Genomic DNA, 26,538 nt, shown 5'->3' with positions numbered 1-26,538 from the left:
GGGGCCCGGGAACGTACGACTCAAGGTTATGACGGAAGGGCCCGGCCCCGAGTCGCGAGGACTCGGGGCCGGGCCCTTCCGCAGTGCTGAGGCCTACGCCTCGAACACCTCACGTACCAGCTGCTCCTGCTCGGCCTGGTGCCGCTTCGCGGAACCCACGGCCGGCGACGAGCCGTGCGGACGCGAGATGCGGCGCAGGCGCTCGCCGTGCGGGACGTCCGCGCCGACCGCCAGGTCCAGGTGGTCGATGAGGTTGAGGGCGATGAAGGGCCACGCGCCCTGGTTCGCCGGCTCCTCCTGCGCCCACAGGTACTTCTCGGCGTTCGGGTACTTCTTGATCTCCGCCTGGAGCTCGGCACCCGGCAGCGGGTACAGCCGCTCGATGCGGATGATCGCGGTGTCGGTGATGCCGCGCTTGACCCGCTCGGCCTCCAGGTCGTAGTAGACCTTGCCCGCGCAGAAGACGACCTTCCGCACCGCGGCCGGGTCCACCGAGCTGTCACCGATGACCGGGCGGAACTGGCCCGTGGTGAACTCCTCCGCCTTCGAGGCCGCCGCCTTGAGGCGCAGCATCGACTTCGGGGTGAAGACGACCAGCGGCTTGTGGTGCGGGTTGTGCACCTGCCACCGCAGGAGGTGGAAGTAGTTCGCCGGCGAGGTCGGCATGGCGACCGTCATGTTGTTCTGCGCGCACAGCTGGAGGAAGCGCTCCGGGCGGGCGGACGAGTGGTCCGGGCCCTGGCCCTCGTAGCCGTGCGGGAGGAGCAGGACCACACCGGAGGTCTGGGCCCACTTCTGCTCCGCCGAGGAGATGAACTCGTCGACGACCGTCTGCGCGCCGTTGACGAAGTCGCCGAACTGCGCCTCCCACATCACGAGCGCGTCGGGGCGGGCCAGCGAGTAGCCGTACTCGAAGCCCATGGCCGCGTACTCGGAGAGCAGGGAGTTGTAGACGTTGAGCCGCGCCTGCTCCTCGGAGAGGTACTGCAGCGGCGTGTACTCCTCGCCCGTCTCGCGGTCGATGATGACCGCGTGGCGCTGGCCGAACGTACCGCGCTGGGAGTCCTGGCCGGCGAGCCGGACCGGGACGTTCTCCAGGAGCAGCGAGCCGATCGCGAGGGTCTCGCCCATGCCCCAGTCGATGGTGCCGTCCTCGACCATCGTCGCCCGGCGCTGGAGCTGCGGCAGCAGACGCGGGTGGACGGTGATGTGGTCGGGGATGTTGACCTGGGACTCGGCGATCCGCTTGACGACCTCGGAGGAGACCGCGGTGCCGACGGCGACCGGGAACTCGGCCTGCGGCTCGTGCGTCTCCACCGCGGCGGGCTGCGAGGTGGCCTCGCGGACCTCGGTGAAGACCTTCTCCAGCTGGCCCTGGTAGTCCTGGAGCGCCTGCTCGGCCTCCTCCAGGGTGATGTCGCCGCGACCGATGAGGGACTCGGTGTAGAGCTTGCGCACCGAGCGCTTCTTGTCGATCAGGTCGTACATCAGCGGCTGGGTGAAGGCCGGGTTGTCGGACTCGTTGTGACCGCGGCGGCGGTAGCAGATGAGGTCGATCACCACGTCCTTGTTGAACGCCTGGCGGAACTCGAAGGCGAGCCGCGCGACGCGGACCACGGCCTCCGGGTCGTCGCCGTTCACGTGGAAGATCGGGGCCTCGATCATGCGGGCCACGTCCGTCGCGTACATGGAGGAACGCGAGGACTCGGGGGCCGCGGTGAAGCCGACCTGGTTGTTGATGACGATGTGGACCGTGCCGCCGGTGCGGTAGCCGCGCAGCTGCGACATGTTCAGGGTCTCGGCCACCACGCCCTGGCCCGCGAAGGCCGCGTCGCCGTGGATCGCCACCGGCAGGACGGTGAAGTCCGTGCCGCCCTTGTTGATGATGTCCTGCTTGGCGCGGGAGACGCCCTCCAGGACCGGGTCGACCGCCTCCAGGTGGGAGGGGTTGGCGACCAGGGAGACCTTGATCTGCTCGCCGTCGAGGCCGGTGAAGGTGCCCTCGGCGCCCAGGTGGTACTTCACGTCGCCGGAGCCGTGCATCGACTTCGGGTCGAGGTTGCCCTCGAACTCGCGGAAGATCTGCGCGTACGACTTGCCGACGATGTTGGCGAGGACGTTCAGACGGCCGCGGTGGGCCATGCCGATGACGACCTCGTCCAGGCGGGACTCGGCGGCCGAGTCCAGGACCGCGTCCAGCAGCGGGATGACGGACTCGCCGCCCTCCAGCGAGAAGCGCTTCTGGCCGACGTACTTGGTCTGCAGGAAGGTCTCGAAGGCCTCCGCCGCGTTCAGCCGGCGCAGGATGCGCAGCTGCTCCTCGCGCTCCGGCTTGGCGTGCGGGCGCTCCACGCGGTCCTGGATCCACTTGCGCTGCTTGGGGTCCTGGATGTGCATGAACTCGATGCCGGTGGTGCGGCAGTACGAGTCGCGCAGGACGCCGAGGATGTCGCGCAGCTTCATCATCGACTTGCCGGCGAAGCCGCCGACGGCGAACTCGCGCTCCAGGTCCCACAGGGTGAGGCCGTGCTCGGTGATGTCCAGGTCGGGGTGCTTGCGCTGCTGGTACTCCAGCGGGTCGGTGTCGGCCATGACGTGGCCGCGGACCCGGTAGGAGTGGATCAGCTCGAAGACACGGGCGGCCTTGGTGACGTCGTCGTCGTGGGACGCGTCGATGTCCTTGAGCCAGCGGACCGGCTCGTAGGGGATGCGCAGCGCCTCGAAGATGTCGTCGTAGAAGTTGTTCTCGCCGAGCAGCAGGTTGGCGACCTGGCGGAGGAACTCGCCGGAGGCGGCGCCCTGGATGACCCGGTGGTCGTAGGTCGACGTGAGCGTCATGACCTTCGAGATGCCGAGCTTGTTCAGGGTGTCCTGGGAGGTGCCCTGGAACTCCGCCGGGTAGTCCATGGAACCGACGCCCATGATGACCGACTGGCCGGGCATCAGACGCGGGACCGAGTGGACGGTGCCGAGGCCGCCGGGGTTGGTCAGGGAGACCGTGACGCCGGTGAAGTCGTCCATCGTCAGCTTGCCGTCACGGGCGCGGCGGACGATGTCCTCGTAGGCCTGCCAGAACTCGAAGAAGTTCAGCGTCTCGGCCTTCTTGATCGCCGCGACGACCAGCTGGCGGTCGCCGTTGGGCTTGACCAGGTCGATGGCGAGACCGAGGTTGACGTGCGGCGGCTTGACCAGGGTCGGCTTGCCGTCCTTCTCGCCGAACGACCAGTTCATCGCCGGCATGGCCTTGATGGCCTGCACCATCGCGAAGCCGATGAGGTGGGTGAAGGAGATCTTCCCGCCCCGGGCCCGCTTCAGGTGGTTGTTGATGACGATGCGGTTGTCGAAGAGCAGCTTCACCGGCACCGCGCGGACCGAGGTGGCGGTCGGCAGCTCCAGCGAGGCGTTCATGTTCTTCGCGACCGCGGCGGCCGGGCCGCGCAGCGTGATCAGCTCGGGACCCTCCGGGGCCGCGGCGGCCGGCTGGGCCTTCGGGGCGGCGGCGGGCTTCGCCGGGGCCTTGGCGGCCGGGGCGGGAGCGGCGGCGGGCTTCGGGGCCGCCGGAGCCGGCGCCGGGGCGGGGGCCGCGGCGGGCTGGGCGGCGGCGGGGGCGGCCGGGGCGGCGGGTGCCGCGGGGGCGGCCGGCGTCTGAGCCGTGGGGGAGGTCTGCGCGGCCTCCGTGGCCGGGCTACCCGCCGGAGCCGGGGCGGCGGCCGCCCCGGGCTTGTAGTCGGCGAAGAAGTCCCACCAGGCGCGGTCTACCGAATTCGGGTCCTGGAGGTACTGCTGATAGATCTCGTCGACGAGCCACTCGTTGGCTCCGAACGCGGCCGCGGGATTCTTGCCCGCTTGGTCGGCGTCGGTGGAGATGCTCGAATTACTGGGGGACTGTGGCGACACGGCGGCAACCGCCCTCTTCCGCTTCACAAGGTGATGGACAGCGGGAATAAAGGCTACGCCTCCCTGGGCGGGAAGGTCAGGCCGGGCCCGTTCATCGTCGCGTAAGTCACATCGGAGACCGTGTTTCGGGGCTGATAATGGCGGGAAACAAGCGTGGTTCCGGTGTGCGATGCCGCTGGTGGGGTACGCCGATGCGGCCCGGCGCACGGACGGCGCGGGGCCCTGCCTGATCACACGTGTCCGTCAGTGCGAACGCCCGTGGATCTTGTGGCTCCGGTTCGCACTTTACGTCAACTTGGCACGGATGGCAGTCCCGGAAGAGTGATAAGAATCCGGCAACCCCGCTCGGATTCGGCCACTCCGATCCGGCCGCCGTGCAGATCCACCGCCCAGCGGGCGATCGCCAGGCCCAGTCCGGTGCCCCCGTCGCTGCCGGGCCCGTGCGGCCGGCTGACCACACCGCGGTTGAACCGCTCGAAGACCCGGTGCCACTCCGAGCGCGGAATGCCCGGACCCTCGTCCAGCACCTCCAGCGCCAGCGACTCCGGCTGCGCCCCGCGCCGCGCCTTCACCGTCACCCGGCCGTGCGGCGGACTGTGCTTGACCGCGTTGTCGATCAGGTTGGCGACGACCTGGTGGATGCGCTCGGGGTCGGCGTGCGCGGTCAGCTCCGGAGGCGAGACGTCGAGGTGCAGATGGACGTCGGTGCGGGTGTGGCTGCCGGATCCGGAGGCGATGCCCGCGCGGGCCGAGGCGACCATGTTGGCCTCCTTCAGCACGCCCGACAGATACGGCCACACCTCGAACCGCCGTTTCTTCAGCGGGACGACGCCGTTGTCGAGCCGGGACAGGTCCAGCAGCGTCTCCACCAGCCGGCCGAGCCGCTCGGTCTGCTTCAGCGCCGTGCGCATGGTCTCGGGGTCGGCCTCGGCGATGCCGTCGACGACGTTCTCCAGCACCGCGCGCAGCCCCGCGATGGGGGTGCGCAGCTCGTGCGAGACGTTGGCGACCAGCTCCTTGCGCTGGCGGTCCTGGGCCTCCAGCTCGTCGGCCATGACGTTGATCGTCCCGGCCAGGTCGCCCAGTTCGTCCCGCCGGTTCTCCCGCACCCGGCGGGTGTAGTCGCCGTGCGAGATGGAGCGGGCCACGGCGTTCATCTCGTCCAGCGGGGCGGTGAGCGAGTGCGCCACGAACTGTGTGATCAGCAGCGTGGCGATCATCGAGAAGACCGTGATGAACCGCAGCTCGGTCTTGGTGTGCACCGCGATCACCGACAGTCCGGTGGTGATCAGCACCGAGATGACGACCAGCGCGCCGAGCTTGGTCTTGATCGAGAACGGGCGTACGCCGCCCCAGGGTTCCCCGGGGCTCCTCCGTGCGGCTCGCCGCCCGTCCCTCATGGCGTCGGGGTCTCCAGCGCGTACCCGACGCCGTGCACCGTGCGGATCCGCTCGGCGCCGATCTTGCGGCGCAGCGCCTTGATGTGGCTGTCGACCGTGCGGGTGCCGGAGGCGTCCGCCCAGTCCCACACCTCGGCGAGCAGCTGCTCACGGGAGAGCACCGCGCGGGGGGTGTTGGCCAGGCACACCAGCAGATCGAACTCGGTGGGCGTCAGATGCACGTCCTCGGCCTTCACCCGGACCCGGCGCTGCGCGTGGTCGATCTCCAGCTCGCCGAGCCGCAGGATGCCGCTGCGCGGCGTGGAGGCGGCCAGCGCCGCCCGCTCCACCCGGCGCAGCAGCACATGCACGCGGGCCGCCAGCTCCCGCATGGAGAACGGCTTGGTCATGTAGTCGTCGGCGCCGACCCCGAGTCCGACCAGCATGTCGGTCTCGTCGTCGCGCGCGGTGAGCATCAGGACCGGCACCGGCCGCTGGGCCTGCACCCGGCGGCATACCTCCAGGCCGTCGAAGCCCGGCAGCATGATGTCGAGGATCAGCAGGTCGGGCTGCCAGGCCTCCGCCGTGTCGACCGCCGAGGGACCGTCGCCGGCCGTTTGCACCAGGAATCCCTCGGCGCGCAGGCGGGCCGCGATGGCGTCGACGATCGTCGGGTCGTCCTCGACGACGAGGACCCGGCGCTGTGCCGCCGGAGCGGCCGTCGCCGTGCCGTTGTGGGAGGTGTGTGTCTGCTCCATCGCCCGCCCCAAAAGTGTGCTTTCCGGAATCAGTGGGGTGATCCCTTGTCTGCGCATGACTGCGATTGACGCTTGAATGATCGGCGTCAGGCAAGCAGGGTACGGGGAGTCACCGCGCCTTTGCTATCCAGGTCGGACGCCGAGGTGCACGACGTCCGGAACGCCCCGGGCAACGGGGATCTCTTCGGTACGCACATGCCGGAATCCGGCATTACGCAAGGTTTCTTCGAAATCCGGGGAAGGCTCGGCCGACCATACGGCGAGCACCCCACCGGGCCTCAACACCCTTGCGCAGCTTGCCAGTCCGGCCGGTGCGTAGAGCCCGTCGTTGCCCTCCGTGACGGTCCAGCCGGGGCCGTTGTCGATGTCCAGGCACAGCGCGTCGAACGTGGCGCATGTCTCATTGACGTAGGCGACCAGATCCGCCTCGACGATCTCGGTGCGCGCGTCGGCCAGGGCCTCGCGGGACAGCGCGGCGAGCGGACCGTTTCGGTGCCAGTCGATGACGGCGGGCTCGCGTTCCACCACCGTGACGCGCCCCCAGCGGGCGTTCGCGGTCGCGTGTGCGAGCGAGAAGCCGACCCCGAGACCGCCGATCAGGACCGCGGGCTTCGGCCGCCCGTCCAGCGCGGCGAGCGCCGCGTCGACGAGCCGCCGCTCGGAGCGGCCGTCGGAAGTGTCCATGAGGAAACAGCCGTTGGCGATGATCTGCAGCACATCGCCGTGCCGGCGCAGCACGACCTCGCCGTAGGGGCCCTCGCGACGGTCCAGGACTTCGGGTGTGTCGTAAGCGGTGGGCATCGGCCCATCCTGGCACCTCGGGCCGCACCGCCGACGGGAATTACCGACCGTCCTCGCCGACCCGGAGCCCGTGCCCGTAGGGGAAGACCGGATCCTCGGTGTCGCCGGGCACGTCCGGCCGGGACGCCGCGACCGCCGCCATCGAGCGCGGCAGCTCGAACGGCAGCCGCCCCTCGGCCCGCGCCCGCCCGAACACCACATCGAGCAGCGCAGCGTCCGAGGCACCGAAATCGGCCACCAGTGCCGCCGCCCGCTCGGCGATCTCGGGCAGCACCGCGGGCCGCTCCAGATGGACGCAGACCAGCGTCGGCACGGTCCGGAGCAGCCGCAGGATCTCCTTCAGCTCGGGCTCGGGGAAGGCCAGCGAACCCGAGTGGAAGAAGGACTCGAAGGCCCCGGGACGCTCCTCGTACGGCGTGCGCAGCCGCAGCACCGCCAGGTCCGCCGCCGCCGGCTCGGCGACCACCTCGCCGTACTCGGCGGCCGTCGCCGGGTCGACGCCCCGCACATACAGTTTCGGCCGCCCCCGCACCGGCAGCAGCGACCGGTCGGTGAGCACCGTCAGCGAGCGGCGCTGCGCGGCGGCGCCGAGCGCGGTGAACCGGCTCGACCCGACGACCTCCTCCGCCAGGTCCGGGTCGACGAACCGCTCCTCGAACAGCCCGAGGGCGAACTTGTCCCGCAGCAGCCGCCGTACGGAGACGTCGATCCGCTCCTCGGAGATCCGCCCGGAGCGGACCAGCTCCACGACGACCTCCGGGCACTGCTCGCCGCCGAACTGGTCCGCGCCCGCATCCAGCGCCTTCGCCGCGCGCTCGGCGACCGACAGGTGCTCCACGCCCCAGGCGCGGGCCTCGGCCGGCTCGCCCAGGATCTCGGCGTCGTTCAGCAGGCCCCAGTCGGTGCAGACGACCCCGGTGAAGCCCAGGCGCTCGCGCAGCAGCCCGGTGAGGACGTCCCGGTTGAAGCCGAAGCCGACCTCCTCCCAGTCGGTGCCGACCGGCTGCCCGTAGTACGGCATGATCTGCGCGCACCCGGCGCGCACGGCCGCCTCGAACGGCTTCAGGTGGTACTCCCGCATCCCGCCCGGATAGACCTGCTCCTTGCCGTGCGGGAAGTGCGGGTCCTCGCCGTCCTTCTGCGGGCCGCCGCCGGGGAAGTGCTTGACCATGGCGGCGACCGAGCGCGGACCCAGCCGCGGCCCCTGGAGGCCGCGTACGTACGCCCGGACGAGTTCGCTCGTCAGGTCCGCGTCCGAGCCGAAGGTGCCGGACTGGCGGGACCAGCGCGGCTCGGTCGCCAGATCGATCTGCGGGTGCAGCGCCACCCGGAAGCCGACCGCCAGGTACTCCTGCCGCACGGTGTCCGCGAACCGTTCCACCAGCGCCGCGTCCCCGATCGCCGCCAGCCCCAGCGGCTCCGGCCATGCCGAGAACGCGCCGGACAGGAACGAGGCGCCCGGGTTGTCGGTGAAGGCGTGCCGCGGATCGGTGGAGAGGGTGACCGGGATGCCGAGCCGGGTGCCGGCGGCGGCCTCCTGGAGCCGGTTGGACCACTCGGCCAGGGCGCGCGGGGTGCCCTGGCCGAGCAGGTTGAAGTGGCTGAGGTGGCGGCCCGTGACCAGGTCGAGGGTGGCGTCCGGGGCCGGTGTCGCCATGGTGTGGAAGAGCTGCCCCGCCTTCTCCTCCAGGGTCATCCGGGCGAGCAGGTCCTCGACGCGCTCGTCCGCCGGACGGTGCGGATCGCGGTACACGGGCGTGGTCATACGGGGTTTCTCCGGGTTCTACGGGAATGCGGGGCGGCGGGCTGCGCGGGGGCCTGGGCCGGCCCGCCCGTGCGGGGCTACTTGACGGAGCGGACGAACTGGACGGCGAGCGCGCCCAGCACGGCGGCGATCGCGCCGAACAGGAACAGGGCGCCGTAGTTGCCGCCGCCGCCGATCGCGAGGAAGGCCGGCGCGGCGATGGGCACCAGGGACTGCGGGAGGGCGTTGCCGATGTTCAGCACCCCCATGTCCTTGGCGGACTGCTCCGGATCGGGCAGGACGGCGGCGGCCAGCGCCATGTCCACCGAGAGGTAGAGGCCTTCGAAGAAGCCGAAGACGACCATCGCGACGAGGTAGAGCGTGAACGACTGCGCGGCGGCGATCAGCGCCAGCCCGGCCGCCATGCCCAGCGAGGCGGCGAGGACGTACGGCTTGCGGCGGCCGGAGCGGTCGGAGAGCTGGCCGCCCAGCACCGAACCGGCGATCGTCGCGCCGACCATGGCGAGGGTGCCGGCGAACACCTGGTCCGCGACCTCGGCGTCGCTGTAACCGAGGCGGTCCATCAGGAAGTACACCTGGTAGCTGGTCACACAGGAGGCGCCGGTGAAGACCAGGAAGCGGCCGGCGAAGTTCCAGGCGAAGTCGGGGTGGCGGCGCGGGCTCACCCAGAAGCTGCGCAGGAACTCCTTCACGCCGTACGGCTGGAAGGCCCCGGGCCGGGCCGGGCGGTCCGGCATCACGGCGACGAGCAGGCCGACCGCGGCCACGCCGACGACACCGGGCACCAGGAACGCCAGCGCCATGGAGTCGCTGAAGACGCCCGCCAGGGCCGAACCGGCGATGATCGCCAGCGGGGTGGCCATGCCGACGGCGCCGGAGACCCGGGCCATCTGGCGCTCGGGGACCAGATCCGGGATGCAGGAGGTCAGCGCGGCCAGCGCGGCGTTGATGCCGAGCTGGGCGAGGGCCCAGCCGAGCATCAGGGTCGGCACGTTGCCGCCGAGCGCGACGACCGCCAGCCCGGCGAGGCCGCCCGCCATGCCGCCGAGCAGCCAGGGCCGGCGGCGGCCGAAGCGGCTGGTGGTGCGGTCGGAGAGGGCGCCGAAGACCGGGTTGCCGAGCATCGCGAGCAGCGCGCCGACGGACAGCACCTGACCGAGGGCGGCGCCGCGCTCGTCCTCCGGGACGATCTGGCTCACCCGCAGGGCGAGGGTGACCATGACCGGGGTGAGCACGGCGAGATAGGCGCCGAACTGGGCGAAGGCGAGTGCGAGGACGAGCTTCGCGGGGGCGTGGGCGGGCTGGGACGCCTCGGGGACGGGGGCCCGGTCGGGGGACTCGACGGGCTCGTGGCTCAGGGCCATGCGGCTCTCCGTGGGGACGGGGGCGGCTTCTTCGCCGCACCGGCCCGCTCAGCGAAGCAGCAAAACCGAGTGGGTACTAGGTTTTGTTCGGGTGGCCAGAATCACGCTGCACGCGGCTTGAAAGAGAGGGCTTGCTGACACGTGTAATCATGGGTTCGGCCGTCGGCTAGGGTGACGGCCATGGAGCGCATGGAGCCGGCCGGGACTTCACAGGCCAGGGGCAACGGCGGCCGCAACGGCACCCGGGGCGCGGCCCGCGGGTCGTACGCCGTCGGTGACGAACGCCGGGTGCGGATCCTCGACGCGGCCGTCGAGCACTTCGCCCAGTGGGGCTTCCACGCCTCCTCGCTGGCCCGCATCGCCCGGGACGTCGGCATCACCCAGGGCGGGCTGCTGCACCACTTCCGCAGCAAGGAGGACCTGCTCGTCCAGGTCCTCGAACGCACCGAGGAGCAGGACAAGGAACGGTTCTTCGCCGAGGAGTTCGGCTCCGCCGCCGGCTGCTACGCGGCCCTGCTCCGGCTCACCGAGCACAACGCCGCCCGGCTCGGCCGCACCCGGATGTTCAACGTCCTCGCCGCGGAGGCGGGCGACCCGGCACACCCCGCCCACGCCTATTTCGTGCGCCGCTACGCCGAGCTGCGCGAGGTCATGTCCGCCACGCTGGAGCGGGCCGTGGAGAGCGGCGAGCTGAGAGCGGGCACGGACGTCGCCGCCATGGTGGAGGAGACCACCGCCGTCATGGACGGCTTCCAGCTCCAGTGGGTGCTGGACCCGCGGGGCTTCGACATGGTCGGCCGGTTCCGCGCCTACGCCGACCGGCTGCTGCGGGCGGTCACCACGGCCGGGACGGGTCTTCCTTCGGCCTGAAGAGCGACTACTTCTCCATCCCCCGGTTGAGCTGGTGCAGCAGCCGGGCCAGCTCGGCCACCTCGCGGCGGTCCCAGTGGGAGAGCTGGCTGACGTACCGGCCGCGGCGCGCCTCGCGCACCCGCTGCACCCGGCCGCGGCCCTCGTCGGTGAGGTGGACCAGCCAGGCACGGCCGTCGGCGGGGTCCGGCTCACGGGCCACCAGGCCCAGGTCCTCCAATGCGCGCAGCTGGCGGGACATGGTGGCCTTGCCGACGCCGATGTAGGCCGCCAGCTCGGTGGCCCGCTGCCGGCCGCACTCGTCGAGCCGCACCAGCAGGCCGTACGCCGCGGACTCCAGGTCGGGGTGGACCTCGCGGGCCATCTCGCCCTGATTGGCGCGGGCCCGGCGCAGCAGGACCGTCAGTTCGCGCTCCAGGGACAGGTACTCCTGGTCCGCACCGTTCGTCGGCGCCGCGGATCCGCCCCCGTGTCCGCCGCCGTTCGCGTCCTCGTGCACGTCAGCACCCCTGATCCGGTTTCCCGCTCGTGAAAGTTCCTGCCAAAGGCCACCATCGCCGCAGCTCCGCCAGTATTTCGCAGGCGTAGACCAACGGCGGCATCCGGGCCCTCTTCCCAGCCCCACGTCTACGTGCGTAGCTTCTTCACCAGGCAACTACTGGCATGCTCACGCCAGTGACGTACGTCCGCGGGTGAGCGGCGGCCGACGACGCCCGCGCGCCCCGCCCGCGCCATCTCGTGCTCCCCCCACCGAGCACCATCGAGTCCTCAGTCTCGGAGGCACGTCATGCCCGTGCACAGATCCGGAACGAACCGGCGCCGACGCCGTGCGACGACGCTCGCCGGCATCCTGCTCGCCGTTTTCTCGCTGCTGTCCGCCGTCCCCGCGTCCGCCGCCGACGTCCCCGCCCGCGGCACCGCCCACATGGGCATGGGCGTCATCGAGCACGACGGGCAGCACGGCACGCCCACGCCCGGCGGCGCCACCCAGACCGAGGGGGTGGACGTCAGCAGCCACCAGGGCAACGTCGCCTGGACGACCCTGTGGAACAGCGGGGTGAAGTGGGCCTACGTGAAGGCCACGGAAGGCACGTACTACAAGAACACGTACTTCTCCCAGCAGTACACCGGCTCCTACAACGTCGGCATGATCCGCGGCTCGTACCACTTCGCCACCCCCGACACCACCACGGGCGCCGCCCAGGCCAACTACTTCGTCGACAACGGCGGCGGCTGGTCCCGCGACGGCAGGACCCTGCCCGGCGCCCTCGACATCGAGTGGAACCCCTACGGCGCCGCCTGCTACGGCAAGACGCAGTCCGCGATGGTCACCTGGATCCGCGACTTCCTGAACACCTACAAGGCGCGCACCGGCCGCGACGCCGTCATCTACACCGCCACCAGCTGGTGGACGCAGTGCACCGGCAACTACGGCGGCTTCGGCGCCACCAACCCGCTGTGGGTCGCGCGGTACGCCTCGACGGTGGGCGAGCTGCCGGCGGGCTGGGGCTACTACACGATGTGGCAGTACACCTCCACCGGACCGACCGTGGGCGACCACAACCGGTTCAACGGCGCCCTGGACCGGGTCCAGGCCCTGGCCAACGGCTGATCCGCCGCACACACCGCGAAGGCCCGGGCCTCCCTCACGGGACCCGGGCCCTCACCTAACCGATGGCGTCCGTCACGCCGCCACCGGGACCTTGGGCTCCACGCCGCTCGTGGCGGGCGTCAGGGCCAGTTCCAGGACCTGGCGGACATCGGTCACGGCGTGGACCTCCAGCTTGTCCAGCACCTCGGCCGGGACGTCGTCCAGGTCGGGCTCGTTGCGCTTGGGGATGATCACCGTGGTGACCCCCGCGCGGTGCGCGGCGAGCAGCTTCTGCTTCACACCGCCGATGGGCAGCACCCGGCCGGTCAGCGAGACCTCGCCGGTCATCGCCACGTCCGTGCGGACCAGGCGGCCCGAGAGCAGGGACGCCAGCGCCGTCGTCATGGTGATGCCGGCGCTCGGACCGTCCTTGGGCACCGCGCCCGCCGGGAAGTGGATGTGCACGCCCCGGTCCCGCAGGTCCGCCACCGGCAGCTCCAGCTCGGCGCCGTGCGAGCGCAGGAAGCTGAGCGCGATCTGCGCCGACTCCTTCATCACGTCGCCCAGCTGACCGGTGAGGGTCAGCCCGGCCGCGCCGGTCTCCGGGTCGGCCAGGGACGCCTCCACGTAGAGGACGTCACCGCCCGCTCCGGTCACCGCCAGGCCGGTCGCCACGCCCGGGACGGACGTGCGGCGCTCGGCCGGGTCCTGGGCCGACTCCGGAACATGGTGCGGACGGCCGATCAGCTCGCGCAGTTCGCCGTCGGTGACGGTGAACGGCAGCTTCCGCTCGCCCAGTTCGTGCTGGGCGGCGACCTTGCGCAGCAGCCGGGCCACGGACCGCTCCAGGGTGCGCACACCCGCCTCGCGGGTGTACTCGCCGGCGAGCTTGCGCAGCGCGCTCTCGTCGATGACCACCTCGTCCGCGCCCAGCCCGGCGCGCTCCAGCTGACGGGGCACCAGGTGGTCACGGGCGATGACGACCTTCTCGTCCTCGGTGTAGCCGTCCAGCCGGACCAGCTCCATACGGTCGAGCAGGGCCTCCGGGATGGCCTCCAGGACGTTGGCCGTCGCCAGGAAGACGACGTCCGACAGGTCGAGTTCGACCTCCAGGTAGTGGTCGCGGAAGGTGTGGTTCTGCGCCGGGTCCAGGACTTCCAGGAGCGCCGCGGCCGGGTCGCCGCGGAAGTCGGAGCCGACCTTGTCGATCTCGTCGAGCAGCACGACCGGGTTCATCGACCCGGCCTCCTTGATCGCGCGCACGATCCGGCCGGGCAGCGCGCCGACGTAGGTGCGCCGGTGGCCGCGGATCTCCGCCTCGTCGCGGACGCCGCCGAGGGCGACCCGGACGAACTTGCGGCCCATGGCGTGGGCGACCGACTCACCGAGCGAGGTCTTGCCGACGCCGGGCGGGCCCACCAGGGCCAGCACGGCACCGCCTCGCCGCCCGCCGACCACGCCGAGGCCCCGGTCGTTGCGGCGCTTGCGCACCGCCAGGTACTCGGTGATGCGTTCCTTGACGTCCTCCAGACCGGCGTGCTCGGCGTCCAGGACGGACTTGGCGCCCTGGATGTCGTAGGCGTCCTCGGTCCGCTCGTTCCACGGCAGTTCGAGGACGGTGTCGAGCCAGGTGCGGATCCAGGAGCCCTCGGGCGACTGGTCGCTGGCCCGCTCCAGCTTGTCGACCTCCTTGAGGGCGGCCTCGCGGACCTTCTCGGGCAGGTCGGCGGCCTCGACACGGGCCCGGTAGTCGTCGGACTCCTCGCCCTCCGCCTCACCGTTCAGCTCGCGCAGCTCCTTGCGGACGGCCTCCAGCTGGCGGCGCAGCAGGAACTCGCGCTGCTGCTTGTCGACGCCTTCCTGGACGTCCTTGGCGATGGTCTCGGCGACGTCCTGCTCGGCGAGGTGGTCGCGCAGGTGCTGGGTGGCGAGCTTGAGGCGGGCGACCGGGTCGGCGGTCTCCAGCAGCTCGACCTTCTGCTCGGTGGTGAGGAACGGCGAGTAACCGGAGTTGTCGGCGAGGGCGGAGACGTCGTCGATCGCCTGCACCCGGTCGACCACCTGCCAGGCGCCGCGCTTCTTCAGCCAGGCGGTGGCAAGGGCCTTGTACTCCTTCACCAGCTCGGCGACGCTGCCCGGCAGCGGGTCGGGCACGGTCTCGTCGAGCCGCGTCCCCTCGACCCACAGGGCGGCACCCGGCCCGGTCGTCCCGGCGCCGATCCGCACCCGCCCGCGCCCGCGGATCAGGGCGCCGGGATCGCCGTCGGCCAGGCGGCCGACCTGCTCGACGGTGCCGAGGACACCGGTGCTCGCGTAGGTCCCGTCGATGCGCGGCACCAGCAGCACCCGGGGCTTGCCGGGCTCCGACCGGGCGGCGGCCTGGGCGGCCTCCACCGCGGCCCGCACATCGGCGTCGTTCAGGTCCAGCGGAACCACCATTCCGGGCAGCACGACCTCGTCGTCGAGCGGCAGCACAGGCAGGGTGAGCGGTGTGAACGCCGTGGACTCAGCAGCCATGATCTCCCCTTCGGCAGTCAAGTTGAGTTATGCCGACTCAATGCACGACGGGCCTCCGATGTTCCCCACCCCGCGTTCGCTCTGAGCGATCATCCGGCACCGGCCGCATCACCGCAGGTCAGAGGCGTGGGCAGGAGCACTGTCAGTGGCTGCTGCCACGCTTGCCCCGTCCGCAGCCGCCATCGGGGGAGGTCCGCATGGGCACCTGGGACGTCGGTCCCTTCGACAACGACACCGCGGCAGACCTCTGTCATTCCCTGGACGACGCGGAACCCCCGCCGAGCGGGCGGAGCTGGTGCGCGCCGCGCTCGACGCCGCGGTCGCGACGACCGGCTGCGGCCCGAAGAGGCCCTTGCCCGACCTCACGGCCCTCCGCGAAACCGCCGTCCAGGCCCTCGACCGGGTCCTGGGTGAGCCGCCCGAGCCGCGGGAACCGTGGGCCGAGTCCGGCCGGGACGCGGACGCCTGGCCGGCGACCCTCCACCGCATCCGCGCGGCGCTGACGGCAGCACCCCCTGCTCCGCCGGCGCGGCCGAGAGCGTGACCGGCGCGTACGGACGTTCCCCGTCGCCGAGTCGGGCCGCTCGGCCCGCGGCCCCCGGCGGGAGGAGGGGTGTGTGTGGCGGCGAGTGGGCCGAGGAGTGCGGCGCGAGCTGACCGGCGCGGAGCGCGTCGGCGGCGCCGGGGGCGCGCTGTCACGGCACCGGCAAGGTGTGGCGTGCGCCGGACCTCCCGCCCGCGCCGACCCCGTCCTTCCCGGTGGCCCGGGCGCGGCCGGGCGGGGCCGGGAGGGGTCGAGCAGGGCCGAGCGGGGCCGGGCGGGGCCGGGCGGGGATCCGGGCCCCGGCGCCGGCCGCGGCGCCCTTCCCTGCCCCCGTCACAGCTCCACGAACACCACCGTCGCGTCGTCGTGGGTCTTGGCGCGGCCCAGGTGTGTCCGCTGCTCCCGGTCGGCCTCCTCCAGGGCGCGGACCCGGTCGATCACGGACCGGGCGCCGTTCTTGCGGACGGCGGTGTGCAGGGCGGTCCAGTCACCCTCGTGGAAGGTCTCCGTCCAGCGGGTCGCCCCGTCGGTGAGGGCGGTCAGGGCCTCGACCCGCGCGCGGGGCACGCTGCCGGTGACCGCCAGGGCCGCGACCGCCGGGTCCGCGGCGGCGGTGAAGAAGCCGCCCTCCTTGTTGCGCAGGGTGGCGTCGATGACGTCGTCGGAGGTACGGGCCGCGCGCGGCAGACGGGAGAGGCGGTCGTCGAGGACGGGGGTGACCAGGCCGTCGGGGGACTCCAGGAGGAGGGCCGAGTCGGACAGCACCAGGTGGTCGACGGACTCCTCGGTCCACCGGGCCAGGACCACGGTCGCCTGAGGAGTGCGCGGGTGAGAAAGGTCACAGGTCGCGGCGTGGGCGTCGGCGGTACGAGTGATCGCGCGGGCCAGCGCCTCGGCGAGCGGAACATCCGGGAGCGAAACGGTCAGTTCGGTCAGGGCGCCGCCGAGACGCGCGGTGTACCAGGGGACGGAATGCAGACAGCCGGTGTCACCTCTCGGCGGTGTCACTCCGTCCAGCACGATCAGACAACCGCCCTGTCCGGAAGCGGGAAGTCCGACACCGGCGAAGTCCTCGTTGGGGCGGGCGAGATCACCGGGCACCGAGACAAGTTCCGTACGCATGCCGCCAGTCTGCACGAGCCCTTCACAAGGTCCGCGAAAGACTGGCATCGGTCGCCGAATCGGCGAACCGTCGCAGGTCAGGAGCCGGTTTTGGGAGGGATTGGCGCACTCCGGGAAGACGTGGCGGCGAATACTGCCAAAGCCTGCCGCAGACGTCCAACCGGCCCGCCGGAAAGGGCCGTCGCACAGGCCGGAGGAACTTGCCCGCCAACTCCCGTCCGATGTTCACTCCTTCGGGTGGCGGGTCAGGCGATACGGGACCACTGCCCACCGGCACTGGGAGGGTCGGGAACTGTACCGGGAGTACGCGCCAGTTGACGGAGCGTCACCCGGGCCCACGGGTACACGAGTCAGGAATGCGAGCACCGGTGCAGAAGAAGCGGCCTCGGCGCACAGGCAGGCAGACGGCCCCCGAAGGGGCAGCGGAGCACACCCCCGTCGGAAAGGGCCGCCCCACCCACGTACGCAATCGCCTCATCGTGGCCGTGGCCGTGGTGGCCGCCGCCATCGCCGGAGCGGGCGCCCCGTCGGTCCTCGCCGCCGCCGGGCAGGCGAACGACACCCAGAACCTGGTCACGCTCTCCGCGCAGACCCAGGACGCCCTCACCCTCGCCCACTCGCTCGCCGACGAGCGCGACGACGTGACGTCGTACATCGCGGCCGGGCGGCCCAAGTCCAAGGCGCCCTCGGAACAGCGCAGCGCCCGCGTCGACCGGCAGGTCGAGGAGCTGCGCGCCGACACCGACACCCCGGCGTCGCTGCTGAAGGACCTCGACGCCGTCGCGGCCGTCCGCCGGGCCGCGCTCACCGGCAAGAGCACCGCCCTGGAAGCACACCGGGCGTACTCCGACGCCATCACCGAACTGCACCGGCTCACCGAGGAGCTGGCCGAGCAGCTGCCGCCCCGCGCGGGCTCCGGCGCGTACGCCCTCGCCGAGCTGGACACCGCCGTCCAGCAGGCCGCCGCCACCCGCGGACTGCTGCTCGCCGCGCTGAACGTGCCGCGCACCACGCAGACGGTCATCGACCCGATCACCGGTCTGCCCACCACAGCCACCACCTCCTCCGAGGCCGACACCCGGCAGCGCGCCGCCCTGACCGCCGCCGCCCAGCAGGCCCGGCTGCGCTCCGACGCGGCCCTGGAGGACTTCCGGGACACCGCCCCCAAGGCCTCCCGCACCTCCTACGACTCCACGGTGACCGGCCCCGAGGTCAACTCCGCCGAGAAGTACCTCGCCACCCTCACCGACCAGCCGACCCTCGGCGACGACGAGCTCGCCACCGGCACCGAGAAGCTGAACGCCGCGCTCTCCGCCCGCGTCGACGCCATGCGCGGCGTCGAGTCCGCGCTCTTCGACCGCCGTACGAAGGACCTGGAGCGGCTGCGCGACGACGACGTCACCGAGCTGGAGATCCGGATCGCCGTCCTCGGCGCGCTGCTGCTGCTCGCCGTCGGCGTCGCCACCGCGATGGCCCGCTCCCTCACCCGCCCGCTCGCGGTGCTGCGCATCGGCTCCGCCCGGCTGGCCGAGGCCGCCGACCCGGCCGCCGAGGAACCCGTCAAGTTCACCGGACGCAACGACGAGTTCGCCCGCGTCGTCCGCTCCGTCAACGCCCTGCACGCCCAGGCCACCGCCCTGCACGAGCGCATCGCGACCCTGGAGTCCGACCGCAAGCACCTGGTCGGCCAGCGGCAGAAGATGGCCGACGCCCGCGAGGAACTGCGCGCGGAACTGGACGAGGCGAGCACCCAGCTGGAGCGGGTGCGGACCAGCATCGGCGGCACCTTCGTCAATCTGGCGCTGCGCACCCTCGGCCTGGTCGAGCGTCAGCTCGCCGTCATCGAGCAGCTGGAGGACCGCGAGCAGGACCCGGACCGGCTCGCCACCCTCTTCAAGCTCGACCACTTCGCCACCGTGATGCGCCGGCACAGCGAGAACCTGCTCGTCCTCGCCGGCACCGAGCACGTCCAGCAGCACCCCGGACCCGTCCCGCTGGTCGACGTCGTGCGTGCCGCGGTCAGCGAGATCGAGCGGTACGAGCGGGTCCGGATCTCCGCGCTGCCGCCGCACGCGCACATCGCCGGGTTCGCCGCCGACGACCTCTCCCACCTGCTCGCCGAGCTGATGGAGAACGCCACCTCGTTCTCCCCGCCCGACCTGCCTGTCGAGGTCTCCGGCTGGCTCCTGGAGAGCGGCGAGGTCATGCTCTCCGTCCAGGACGGCGGCATCGGCATGACCGAGGAGCGGCTGACCCGGCTCAACGCCCGCCTCGCCGAGTTCGACCCCGAAGCGGCGTACGACCAGGAGGGCGAGGACGGCCTCGGCCTCGGCCTGTACGTCGTCGCCCGGCTCGCCCACCGGCTGGGCGTGCGGGTCCAGCTGCGGGAGCAGAAGCAGGGCGGGATCGCGGCGGTCGTGGTGCTCCCGCAGCCGCTGCTCGCCGAGGCCGGCCCGGCCGCCGTGCCCAGCGCCGCGCCCTCCCCGGACGGCACCCTCACCTTCTCCCTCCCCGGCGCCGACGCCGAGGCCAACTCCAACGTCCTGCGCGGACGCGCCAAGCAGGCCGACCCGCTGGTCGCGCTCGCGGAGAAGGCGGTGGAGGAGCAGACCGCAGGGGAGCGGGCCGTAGGGGACGAGGCCGTACGCGAGTCGGTGCGCGCGGACGCGACCGGTGCGGCGGGTACGGGCCCGAAGACGCGGCCCGATGCCGCGTCCGAGTCCGAGTCCGCGTCCCATGCCGAGCCCGCGTCCGAGACACGGGCCGGAGCCGCCGCCGGCACGACAGCCGACGCCGCAGCCGACGCCCGCCCCGCCGTCGAGCCCGAGCCCGAGGCCGGGACGGACGGTGCGCCCGAGGCCGGCGCCCGCACCGCGTCCGAGCGCGGCGCGCGTCCCACCCCGGAGTCACCGTCCGAGACCACCATGGAGCTCCTGATCCCGGAGCCCACCCCCGCGGAGCCCGCCGCCGAGCGGCCCGCTCCCGTCCACCCCGAGCCGGCGACGCCCGCCGACCCCTACGCCATCGGCCCCGACACCCACGACCGCACGCCCGACGAGGGCGAGGACCGGCTGACCGACAAGGGGCTGCCCAAGCGCACCCCGAAGATCTCCGCGCCCGCGGCGGCGCCCCGGCCGCGTGCCGGGGGTGTCGACGCCGAGGCGCTGCGCCGCCGGCTGGGCGGTTTCCGTCGGGGGGCGGAGGCCGGTCACCGCGAGGTGGAGGCGGAGATCGCCGAGCAGACGGCCCAGACCAGGGCGCCGGAGACCACCGCGCCGCACCACCGCACCACCGCAGGACACGCAGAAGCCGAAGAAGCCACGGGGGGCACAGTCGAGGAGGCAAGCAGTTGACCGCGCCCAGTACCTTCGGACTGAGCAGTGAAGCCCGCAATCTGCACTGGCTGCTGACCAACCTGGTCGAGGAGGTGCCCGGCATCCTCTCCGTCGCGGTCGTCTCGTCCGACGGTCTGCTGCTGCTTTCCTCCGACCCGGGACGGAACGAGGCCGCCCGCACCCCGCGCGACGGCCGCCCGGCCGGCCCGCGCGGCTCCTCCGCCGACCTGGCCACCATCGTCTCCGGCATCGGCAGCCTCACCATCGGGGCCGCCCGGCTGATGGAGTTCGGCGGGGTGAAGCACACCATGGTCGCCATGGACGAGGGCAGCCTGTTCGTGATGTCGATCAGCGACGGCTCGCTGCTCGGCGTGCACGGCTCCGCGGACTGCGACATGAGCGTGGTGGCCTACCACATGGCGCTCTTCGTCGGCCGGGCCGGCCACGTCCTCACCCCCGAACTGCGCAGCGAGCTACGGAAATCCCTGGAGTCCGAGTCGACCGGGAGTGCCCGATGAGCGCCACACCGAAACCGCTGCTCCCGGTCCGCGGCGGCGAGCGCAAACCCGCCCGCGTCCGCCCCTACTCGCTCACCGGCGGCCGTACCCGCTTCGGGCACGTGCTGCTGGTCGAGACGTTCGTGGCGAGCACGGCCGCGCTGGACGCCGCCGAGGAGCGCAAGGAACTGACGAATGGTTCCCTCACCACCCGGGTCATGCCGGAGCTGCGGGCCATCGTCGAACTCTGCCGCCGGATGCGGACGGTGGCAGAGATCGCCGCGCTGCTGAAGATGCCGCTCGGCGTGGTCCGGGTCCTCCTCAGCGACCTCGCGGACCAGGGAAAGATCCGGGTGTACGGAACCGGTACGGGACACGGCACGGGCCGCCCGGACCGCGCGCTGCTGGAAAGGGTGCTGAGTGGACTCCGTCGTCTCTGACGCCGCTCATGGCGTCTCCCCGCTCACCGGAGCTCCGGACCTCGTGGTTCCGGAGCCCGACGAGCCCCTGCTGCCCTGGCAGGCGGACCGCACCCGGGCGCCCGTCGCCACCAAGATCGTGGTGGCGGGCGGCTTCGGCGTCGGCAAGACCACGCTGGTCACGGCCGTCTCGGAGATCACTCCGCTGCAGACCGAGGCCCTGATGACCGAGGCGAGCGAGGAGACCGACGACCTCACCGCCACGCCCGGCAAGCTCACCACCACCGTGGCCATGGACTTCGGCCGCATCACCCTCGACGACGACCTGGTGCTCTACCTGTTCGGCACACCGGGCCAGCAGCGGTTCTGGTTCATGTGGGACGACCTGGTGCGCGGCGCGATCGGGGCGGTCGTGCTGGCCGACACCCGCCGTCTGAAGGACTGCTTCCCGGCCCTGGACTACTTCGAGAGCTGCGGACTGCCGTACGTCGTGGCGGTCAACCACTTCGACGGCAGCGAGCTGTTCGATCCGGAGGACGTGCGCGAGGCCCTCACCATCCCCGCGCACATACCTGTCATGATCATGGATGCGCGGCGCCGGATCTCGGTGATCGAGACCCTTCTGGCCCTTGTCGGCCACGCGCTCGACGAAACCCCCGAGTAGTCCCGACTAGGAGACAGCAACCGCATGCGGAAGATACTCGTCGTCGGAGCCGGCCAGTCCGGACTCCAGCTCGCCCTCGGCCTCCAGTCGCACGGGTACGAGGTCACCCTGATGTCCAACCGGACGGCGGACGAGATCCGCTCCGGCCGGGTCATGTCGACGCAGTGCATGTTCCACACGGCGCTCCAGCACGAGCGCGAGCTCCAGCTGAACTTCTGGGAGTCCCAGGCCCCGAAGATCGAAGGACTCGGCGTCTCGGTCGCGGCCCCCGGCTCGCACGACCCGGGGCCGACGCAGCGGGCGATCGACTGGGTGGGCAAGCTCGACGGGTACGCGCAGTCGGTCGACCAGCGGGTGAAGATGGCCGGCTGGATGGAGACCTTCGCCCAGCGCGGCGGCCAGCTGGTCATCCACGGCGCCGCCGTCGGCGACCTCGACTACTTCTCCCGCGCCTACGACCTGGTGCTGGTCGCCGCCGGCAAGGGCGAGCTGGTGCAGATGTTCGCCCGCGACCCGGAGCGCTCCCCGTACAGCGAGCCGCAGCGCGCCCTCGCGGTGGCCTACGTCCACGGCCTCGGCCCGCGCCCCGAGCACCCGGAGTTCGACGCGGTCCGCTGCAACCTGGTGCCCGGCGTCGGCGAGCTGTTCGTGATGCCGACGCTGACCACCTCCGGCCGCGCCGACATCCTGTTCTGGGAAGGCATACCCGGCGGCCCGCTGGACGCGTTCAAGGGCGTCAAGGATCCGGCGGAACACCTCTCCCTGACCCTGGAACTCATGGAGAAGTTCACGCCCTGGGAGTACGCGCGGGCCACCAAGGTCGAGCTGACCGACGCCGGCGGCACGCTCGCCGGCCGCTACGCCCCGACCGTGCGCAACCCCATCGGCCGGCTGCCCGGCGGCGGGCTGGTGCTCGGCGTCGCCGACGTGGTCGTCGCCAACGACCCGATCACCGGGCAGGGCTCCAACTCGGCGGCCAAGTGCGCGGCGGCTTACCTGTCCTCGATCCTCGAACACGGTGACAAGCCGTTCGACGAGGAGTGGATGCGGGCCACGTTCGACCGGTACTGGGCCACCGCCCAGCACGTCACCAAGTGGACCAACGCGATGCTGGCCCCGCCGCCCGAGCACGTCCTCAACCTGATCGGCGCCGCCGGCCAGCTCCAGCCGGTGGCTGATCGTTTCGCCAACGCGTTCAACGACCCGGCCGACTTCGAGAACTTCTTCTACGAGCCGCAGAAGACCGAGGGCTACCTGATGGAGGTCTCGGGCGCGGCCGGCGCGTAGGGGTCCCGCGTCCCCGCCGGCGGGTCGTCCGGCCGTACCGCTCCCAGGATCGGGTTGCTCGCCAGCGGCGCGAGCTTGATCCGCTCTCCGGTGCGGGGGGCGTGGACGACCTCGCCGTCGCCGGCGTACAGGGCGACATGGGTGGCCTCCGGGAAGTAGATCACCAGGTCGCCGGGGCGCAGCTCCTCCAGCGGGACACGGGGGAGCCGCGCCCACTGTTCCTGGCTGGTGCGCGGGATGGGCGTGCCCGCGTGGGCCCAGGCCTCGGAGGTCAGGCCCGAACAGTCGTACGTCTCCGGGCCCTCCGCGCCCCACTCGTACGGCTTCCCCAGCTGCCGCACGGCGTAGTCCAGGGCCCGGTCGCCCTGCTCGGACGGCTTGGCGTCGTCGCCGAGCGCGCCCGAGCTCACCAGGGCCCGCTGCGCCTTGTCGACCCCCTTGTTCTCGAAGTCGGCGAGCGCGGTGAGCTGTTCGGAGGTGAGGGACGCCAGCAGCTCCTCCACGTCGGCCAGGCGCTTGCGGACCTCGTCCCGGTCCTTCTTCTGCCGCTCGGCGAGGACGAGTTGTTCGTCGAGCGCCTTGCGCGCCCGGCGGGCCAGCTCGTCGGCCTTGCGCTCGCTGCCGGTCAGCCGGCCCAGCGTCTCGGCACGCCCGCGCGCCAGCCGGCTGATCACATGGCCCTGGTCGAGGGCGTGCTGCGGGTCGCGGGCCAGCAGCAGACGGACGTACGGGGAGATGTCGGTGCTGTTCTGGTACTGCTGGCGGGCGAGCCGTCCGGCGGCGCCGCGGCTGTCGTGCAGGGAGAGCCGGGCCCGGGCCAGCGCGTCATCGAGCCGGGCGACCTCGGCGCGCCGCTCCCGCAGCTTCTCCTCGGTGGCGTTGTACGTCTCCGTCGCCTGTTCCGCCTCCCGGTACAGCTTCTGAAGATCCGTCAGCAGCTCGGCGACGGAGCGCTCCCCGGGCGGCTCGGGCACGGCCGTCGCCGTGAGCGGCGCGAGGCTCGCGTGGGCGGCCACGGTCACCGTGCAGAGCAGACGCAGAAGCCTTCCTGACACGTCATCACCTCCGGTGCGCCGAGGTGTCTCCCCGCCGCACCGCGAGCATCCGGCGCCCTCGCGCGTCCCGCGCGCCGGACGTGCGCGGGATGGCGTAACAGGGTCACCCGACGGCGTCGACCCCCTTGTCACCCGGCGTGGCATCGGGACGGGGAGTGGAGTGGCGTTGTGGCGAGGGGTCGGGTGGCGTGGCGGAGGGGCCGGGGCCTGGGGTGCGCGCGGAGCGGGGCGGCTCGGTGGGTCGCCGTCGGGGCGAGGGCGGGGGGTGTGGGGCTCGTGGTCGTACCGGGTGGGGGTGCAGGGTGGCGGCGAGGGCTGTGCGGGTGCGGGTGCGGGTGCGGAGCGGGCGGCTCGGTGGGTCGCCTTCGAGGCGCGGGGCGCGGGGTCGTACCGGGTGGGTGTGCAGGGTGGCGGCGACGGCTGCGGTGGTGCGGGTGCGGAACGGGCCGGCCCCGTGGGTCGCCTTCGGGGCGCGGCCGTGCGGGCCCATCGGGTCCGCGTCCAGGGCGCGGCGACGGCCGGATGCGGCGACGGTGATCCGGGCGGCAGGGGGGTCCCGGCGAGCCGGTGGGGGCGGGCGTCCCGGCGAGCCCGCGGGGGCGGGCGGGTCGGTGAGCGGTGGTCAGTCGTCGGTGGGGCCCGAGCGGGGGCGGGGCTTCGACCACGGCCATCTGGGCCGGTCCCCGGCCAGGGCGCCCTCGGGGTCGTGGACGTACTTCCAGCGTCGGGTCAGACGGCCCTGGCCGCGCGAGACGCGTCGGTAGACCAGGACGGTCGGGGGGCCGCCCGCCGCGTCGGGGACGGGGATGCGGTACGTCTTGGGCGGGTGCCCGGTGAGCCCCAGCAGGACGGGCAGGGTGCGGCCGTCCATCGGCCCGCCCTCGAACGGGGTGTCTTCGCTCTTCACGGCACCAGTGTCAGCCATCCGCCGCGGCGAGCGCGGCCACGACCGCCGCGGTCTGCGCGTCCCGCGCGGCGGTCACCGAGAGCACCGCCACGAACTGGTCCACCAGCCAGTCCCGCAGCTCCTCGACCGGCGGCCGCTTGTCGTCGTCCAGCCACATCAGGGACGCCGCCTCCACCGCCGTGATCCACATCCGCACGGTCATCCGCAGCGGCGGCCCCGGCTCGTCGACGTCCAGGTGCCGGTAGATGTGCACGGCCGCGGCCCGCCGTACGCCGTCCACGATGGCGGTGGTCCGGGACGTCTCCACCACGCTGCCGCCCTGGAGCAGCGCGCTGAAGCCGGCGTCGTGCTGGTCGACGAAGGTCAGATAGCGGTCCAGGGCGCGCGACAGCCGCGGCAGCAGCGGACCCTGCCGCGGCTCGTCGAAGCAGCCCCGCAACGCCTCCGCGGCGGAGCGCAGGGCCGCCTCGTACAGCTGCTGCTTGCCGCCGGGGAAGTAGCGGTACACCAGCGGCCGGGACACGCCGGCCGCCTCCGCCACGTCGTCCAGCGCGACGTCCTCGGGGGCCCGGTGCGCGAAGAGGGTGAGCGCGGCGTCGAGCAGCTGACTGCGCCGCTCCTCGACACTGAGCCGGCGGTAGCTGCGGGCGGGGGCCTCGGGGGTCATGACCGGCAGCGTAACCGGCGACCCCTGCCGCGTGTCCGGGTGACGGGCCCTTCAGGCCAGCAGCCCGGACGACTGCCACAGCCGCCGGCCGACGCCGCGCAGCACGCCGATGTCGTCGAGGAAGTCGGTCAGCCGCTTGGCGCCGGTCTGCATGATCTCCTTGCGGTGGCCGCTCGCCTTCACCTGGGCCATGGCCTCGCGCTTGTCGAGTCCGACGTTCGTGTACACCTCGGGGTTGACGAACGCCACGGAGAACACGCGGGCGAACTCGCCGGAGGTGACCCGGGTGAACTCCTGGGACCACTTCGGCGCCGTCACCATCTGCCGCCGCAGCTCCTCACGGGCGTACCGCACGTGCCGCGCCTCCTCCACGACGTGGATGCGCGTGACGCCGCGGATCAGGGTCTGCACCCGCTCGTCGGGGAAGGTCAGCCGCTGCATCCAGTCCAGCACCTCCTCGCCGAGCAGGGTCGCGGTGAAGGACCCGGGCGTGGTGGAGATGGTCTTGAACAGCCGGCCGAGGTTCTGGTGGGTCCGGCTGACCGGGTACCAGGGCGTCTCGCCGCGGGATATCAGCCGCGCGAACATCTTCGAGTGCCGGCACTCGTCCTCGATCTCGGTCAGCGCGTACCGCACGTGCGCACTCGTCGCCGCCTTGTCGTAGATGTGCCGGACCAGCAGCTGCATGAGGATGAGCTCGAACCAGATGCCCAGCGAGGCGAGTGCCGCCGCCTCGTGCTGGGACAGCAGGATCCGCTGCTCCTCGCCCATCCGCTTCCACAGCGGGGTGTCGTAGAGCGACACCAGCTCCGGCGGCCAGAACCACTTGCCGTCCTCGAAGGGGGCGTCCCAGTCGAGTTCCTTGTCCGGGTCGAAGGAGTGCTTGGCGGAAGAGTCGAGCAGCCGCTCGGCCACCTGCTCCCGGTCCTTGAGCAGGCCGAGCGCGTCGCGCAGCCCTTCGACCGCGTCGGCTTCCGTCAGGGTCGTCATGGCAGTCCCATCTCGTCGTACGGAGCTGTGTCCGGTTACCCGCGAGTCACTGGTCTTATGAGACTGCCTGTCAGCAAGCCCGTCAATCCCCCGCGCGAGACTTGTTGAC

General features: G+C 72.2%; 21 protein-coding genes and 1 pseudogene. 9 read left to right on the top strand and 13 right to left on the bottom strand.

Translation table 11 applies throughout. From position 1 onward, the window contains the following. Positions 1-93: 93 nt before the first annotated feature. The 6 genes from ABT232_RS06285 to ABT232_RS06260 form a co-directional block, all read right to left on the bottom strand. On the bottom strand, positions 94-3,897 hold the full coding sequence (locus ABT232_RS06285; protein ID WP_351836635.1) for a multifunctional oxoglutarate decarboxylase/oxoglutarate dehydrogenase thiamine pyrophosphate-binding subunit/dihydrolipoyllysine-residue succinyltransferase subunit: 3,804 nt from the start codon (positions 3,895-3,897) through the stop codon (positions 94-96). A 290-nt stretch (positions 3,898-4,187) separates the two neighbouring features. Further along, on the bottom strand, positions 4,188-5,297 hold the full coding sequence (locus ABT232_RS06280) for a sensor histidine kinase (RefSeq protein ID WP_351836632.1): 1,110 nt from the start codon (positions 5,295-5,297) through the stop codon (positions 4,188-4,190). After that, on the bottom strand, positions 5,294-6,034 hold the full coding sequence (locus ABT232_RS06275; RefSeq protein ID WP_351836629.1) for a response regulator transcription factor: 741 nt from the start codon (positions 6,032-6,034) through the stop codon (positions 5,294-5,296). Before ABT232_RS06275 ends, ABT232_RS06280 begins: the two co-directional genes overlap by 4 nt. A 123-nt stretch (positions 6,035-6,157) precedes the next feature. Next, the gene (locus ABT232_RS06270) at positions 6,158-6,835 is read right to left on the bottom strand and encodes a spermidine synthase family protein (protein WP_351836627.1); all 678 of its coding nucleotides are present in this window, start codon (positions 6,833-6,835) and stop codon (positions 6,158-6,160) included. Between the two features lie 40 nt (positions 6,836-6,875). After that, positions 6,876-8,600, bottom strand: coding sequence for a glycoside hydrolase family 3 protein (locus ABT232_RS06265; RefSeq protein WP_351836624.1), 1,725 nt, complete (start codon positions 8,598-8,600; stop codon positions 6,876-6,878). A gap of 77 nt (positions 8,601-8,677) precedes the next feature. Further along, entirely contained in the window at positions 8,678-9,964 is a 1,287-nt protein-coding gene (locus ABT232_RS06260) for an MFS transporter (protein WP_351836621.1), read from the bottom strand. Positions 9,965-10,144: 180 nt separating this feature from the next. On the opposite strand from ABT232_RS06260, the gene ABT232_RS06255 reads away from it, so the two are divergent. Beyond that, positions 10,145-10,834, top strand: a complete 690-nt coding sequence (locus ABT232_RS06255; RefSeq protein ID WP_351836618.1) for a TetR/AcrR family transcriptional regulator — start codon at positions 10,145-10,147, stop codon at positions 10,832-10,834. A 7-nt stretch (positions 10,835-10,841) separates the two neighbouring features. Here ABT232_RS06255 and ABT232_RS06250 read toward each other — a convergent pair whose 3' ends face one another. After that, positions 10,842-11,333 (bottom strand): MarR family winged helix-turn-helix transcriptional regulator, encoded by a 492-nt coding sequence (locus ABT232_RS06250; protein WP_351836615.1) that lies wholly within the window; start codon positions 11,331-11,333, stop codon positions 10,842-10,844. Positions 11,334-11,621: 288 nt separating this feature from the next. Between ABT232_RS06250 and ABT232_RS06245 the strand changes: the two genes are divergently transcribed. Further along, positions 11,622-12,446, top strand: a complete 825-nt coding sequence (locus tag ABT232_RS06245; RefSeq protein ID WP_351836613.1) for a lysozyme — start codon at positions 11,622-11,624, stop codon at positions 12,444-12,446. Positions 12,447-12,518: 72 nt separating this feature from the next. Here the strand turns inward: ABT232_RS06245 and lon are convergent, their stop codons facing one another. Continuing rightward, a complete protein-coding gene (gene lon / locus ABT232_RS06240; protein ID WP_351836610.1) occupies positions 12,519-14,942 on the bottom strand; it encodes an endopeptidase La in 2,424 nt (807 codons plus the stop codon). Positions 14,943-14,971: 29 nt separating this feature from the next. On the opposite strand from lon, the pseudogene ABT232_RS06235 reads away from it, so the two are divergent. Next, positions 14,972-15,184: pseudogene (locus ABT232_RS06235) on the top strand (hypothetical protein); the annotation flags it as partial. Next, positions 15,088-15,486 carry a DUF4259 domain-containing protein gene (locus tag ABT232_RS06230; protein WP_351836607.1) on the top strand — a complete coding sequence of 133 codons (399 nt, stop codon included), beginning with the start codon at positions 15,088-15,090 and terminating at the stop codon, positions 15,484-15,486. The pseudogene ABT232_RS06235 and the gene ABT232_RS06230, both read left to right, overlap by 97 nt. Before the next feature lie 333 nt (positions 15,487-15,819). Here ABT232_RS06230 and ABT232_RS06225 read toward each other — a convergent pair whose 3' ends face one another. Further along, positions 15,820-16,608, bottom strand: coding sequence for a hypothetical protein (locus tag ABT232_RS06225; protein ID WP_351836604.1), 789 nt, complete (start codon positions 16,606-16,608; stop codon positions 15,820-15,822). Between the two features lie 356 nt (positions 16,609-16,964). Here ABT232_RS06225 and ABT232_RS06220 point away from each other — a divergent pair, with 356 nt between their 5' ends. The 5 genes from ABT232_RS06220 to ABT232_RS06200 are packed head-to-tail and all read left to right on the top strand — an operon-like array spanning position 16,965 to position 22,810. Continuing rightward, the gene (locus tag ABT232_RS06220; RefSeq protein WP_450871718.1) at positions 16,965-19,961 is read left to right on the top strand and encodes a sensor histidine kinase; all 2,997 of its coding nucleotides are present in this window, start codon (positions 16,965-16,967) and stop codon (positions 19,959-19,961) included. After that, positions 19,958-20,461, top strand: coding sequence for a roadblock/LC7 domain-containing protein (locus tag ABT232_RS06215; protein ID WP_351836599.1), 504 nt, complete (start codon positions 19,958-19,960; stop codon positions 20,459-20,461). The genes ABT232_RS06220 and ABT232_RS06215 overlap by 4 nt, the downstream gene beginning before the upstream one ends. After that, the gene (locus ABT232_RS06210) at positions 20,458-20,880 is read left to right on the top strand and encodes a DUF742 domain-containing protein (RefSeq protein WP_351836596.1); all 423 of its coding nucleotides are present in this window, start codon (positions 20,458-20,460) and stop codon (positions 20,878-20,880) included. The genes ABT232_RS06215 and ABT232_RS06210 overlap by 4 nt, the downstream gene beginning before the upstream one ends. Beyond that, positions 20,861-21,523 (top strand): GTP-binding protein, encoded by a 663-nt coding sequence (locus ABT232_RS06205; RefSeq protein ID WP_351836593.1) that lies wholly within the window; start codon positions 20,861-20,863, stop codon positions 21,521-21,523. The genes ABT232_RS06210 and ABT232_RS06205 overlap by 20 nt, the downstream gene beginning before the upstream one ends. A gap of 24 nt (positions 21,524-21,547) precedes the next feature. Further along, on the top strand, positions 21,548-22,810 hold the full coding sequence (locus ABT232_RS06200) for a styrene monooxygenase/indole monooxygenase family protein (protein WP_351836590.1): 1,263 nt from the start codon (positions 21,548-21,550) through the stop codon (positions 22,808-22,810). Here ABT232_RS06200 and ABT232_RS06195 read toward each other — a convergent pair. The 4 genes from ABT232_RS06195 to ABT232_RS06180 form a co-directional block, all read right to left on the bottom strand. Further along, entirely contained in the window at positions 22,774-23,865 is a 1,092-nt protein-coding gene (locus tag ABT232_RS06195; protein WP_351836587.1) for a C40 family peptidase, read from the bottom strand. The genes ABT232_RS06200 and ABT232_RS06195 overlap by 37 nt on opposite strands. Positions 23,866-24,487: 622 nt before the next feature. Next, complete coding sequence (locus ABT232_RS06190; RefSeq protein WP_502975336.1) at positions 24,488-24,772, bottom strand: DUF8847 domain-containing protein; 285 nt, start codon at positions 24,770-24,772, stop codon at positions 24,488-24,490. Positions 24,773-24,782: 10 nt separating this feature from the next. Continuing rightward, positions 24,783-25,439, bottom strand: coding sequence for a TetR/AcrR family transcriptional regulator (locus ABT232_RS06185; RefSeq protein WP_351836581.1), 657 nt, complete (start codon positions 25,437-25,439; stop codon positions 24,783-24,785). A 51-nt stretch (positions 25,440-25,490) separates the two neighbouring features. Further along, complete coding sequence (locus ABT232_RS06180; RefSeq protein ID WP_351836578.1) at positions 25,491-26,429, bottom strand: AurF N-oxygenase family protein; 939 nt, start codon at positions 26,427-26,429, stop codon at positions 25,491-25,493. Positions 26,430-26,538 lie beyond the last annotated feature (109 nt).

Source organism: Streptomyces sp. NPDC001532, assembly GCF_040298625.1.
Taxonomy (GTDB): Bacteria; Actinomycetota; Actinomycetes; order Streptomycetales; family Streptomycetaceae; genus Streptomyces.
Note: the sequence above shows the minus strand (reverse complement) of the source record. Positions and strands in the feature narration are given on the sequence as shown.

Bases quoted from the DNA above. Each gene is read 5' to 3' on its own strand.
- ABT232_RS06280 (WP_351836632.1), bottom strand. From the start codon at position 5,297: ATGAGGGACGGGCGGCGAGCCGCACGGAGGAGCCCCGGGGAACCCTGG.
- ABT232_RS06275 (WP_351836629.1), bottom strand. From the start codon at position 6,034: ATGGAGCAGACACACACCTCCCACAACGGCACGGCGACGGCCGCTCCG.
- ABT232_RS06270 (WP_351836627.1), bottom strand. From the start codon at position 6,835: ATGCCCACCGCTTACGACACACCCGAAGTCCTGGACCGTCGCGAGGGC.
- ABT232_RS06265 (WP_351836624.1), bottom strand. From the start codon at position 8,600: ATGACCACGCCCGTGTACCGCGATCCGCACCGTCCGGCGGACGAGCGC.
- ABT232_RS06260 (WP_351836621.1), bottom strand. From the start codon at position 9,964: ATGGCCCTGAGCCACGAGCCCGTCGAGTCCCCCGACCGGGCCCCCGTC.
- ABT232_RS06255 (WP_351836618.1), top strand. From the start codon at position 10,145: ATGGAGCGCATGGAGCCGGCCGGGACTTCACAGGCCAGGGGCAACGGC.
- ABT232_RS06245 (WP_351836613.1), top strand. From the start codon at position 11,622: ATGCCCGTGCACAGATCCGGAACGAACCGGCGCCGACGCCGTGCGACG.
- lon (WP_351836610.1), bottom strand. From the start codon at position 14,942: ATGGCTGCTGAGTCCACGGCGTTCACACCGCTCACCCTGCCTGTGCTG.
- ABT232_RS06225 (WP_351836604.1), bottom strand. From the start codon at position 16,608: ATGCGTACGGAACTTGTCTCGGTGCCCGGTGATCTCGCCCGCCCCAAC.
- ABT232_RS06220 (WP_450871718.1), top strand. From the start codon at position 16,965: ATGCGAGCACCGGTGCAGAAGAAGCGGCCTCGGCGCACAGGCAGGCAG.
- ABT232_RS06210 (WP_351836596.1), top strand. From the start codon at position 20,458: ATGAGCGCCACACCGAAACCGCTGCTCCCGGTCCGCGGCGGCGAGCGC.
- ABT232_RS06200 (WP_351836590.1), top strand. From the start codon at position 21,548: ATGCGGAAGATACTCGTCGTCGGAGCCGGCCAGTCCGGACTCCAGCTC.
- ABT232_RS06185 (WP_351836581.1), bottom strand. From the start codon at position 25,439: ATGACCCCCGAGGCCCCCGCCCGCAGCTACCGCCGGCTCAGTGTCGAG.
- ABT232_RS06180 (WP_351836578.1), bottom strand. From the start codon at position 26,429: ATGACGACCCTGACGGAAGCCGACGCGGTCGAAGGGCTGCGCGACGCG.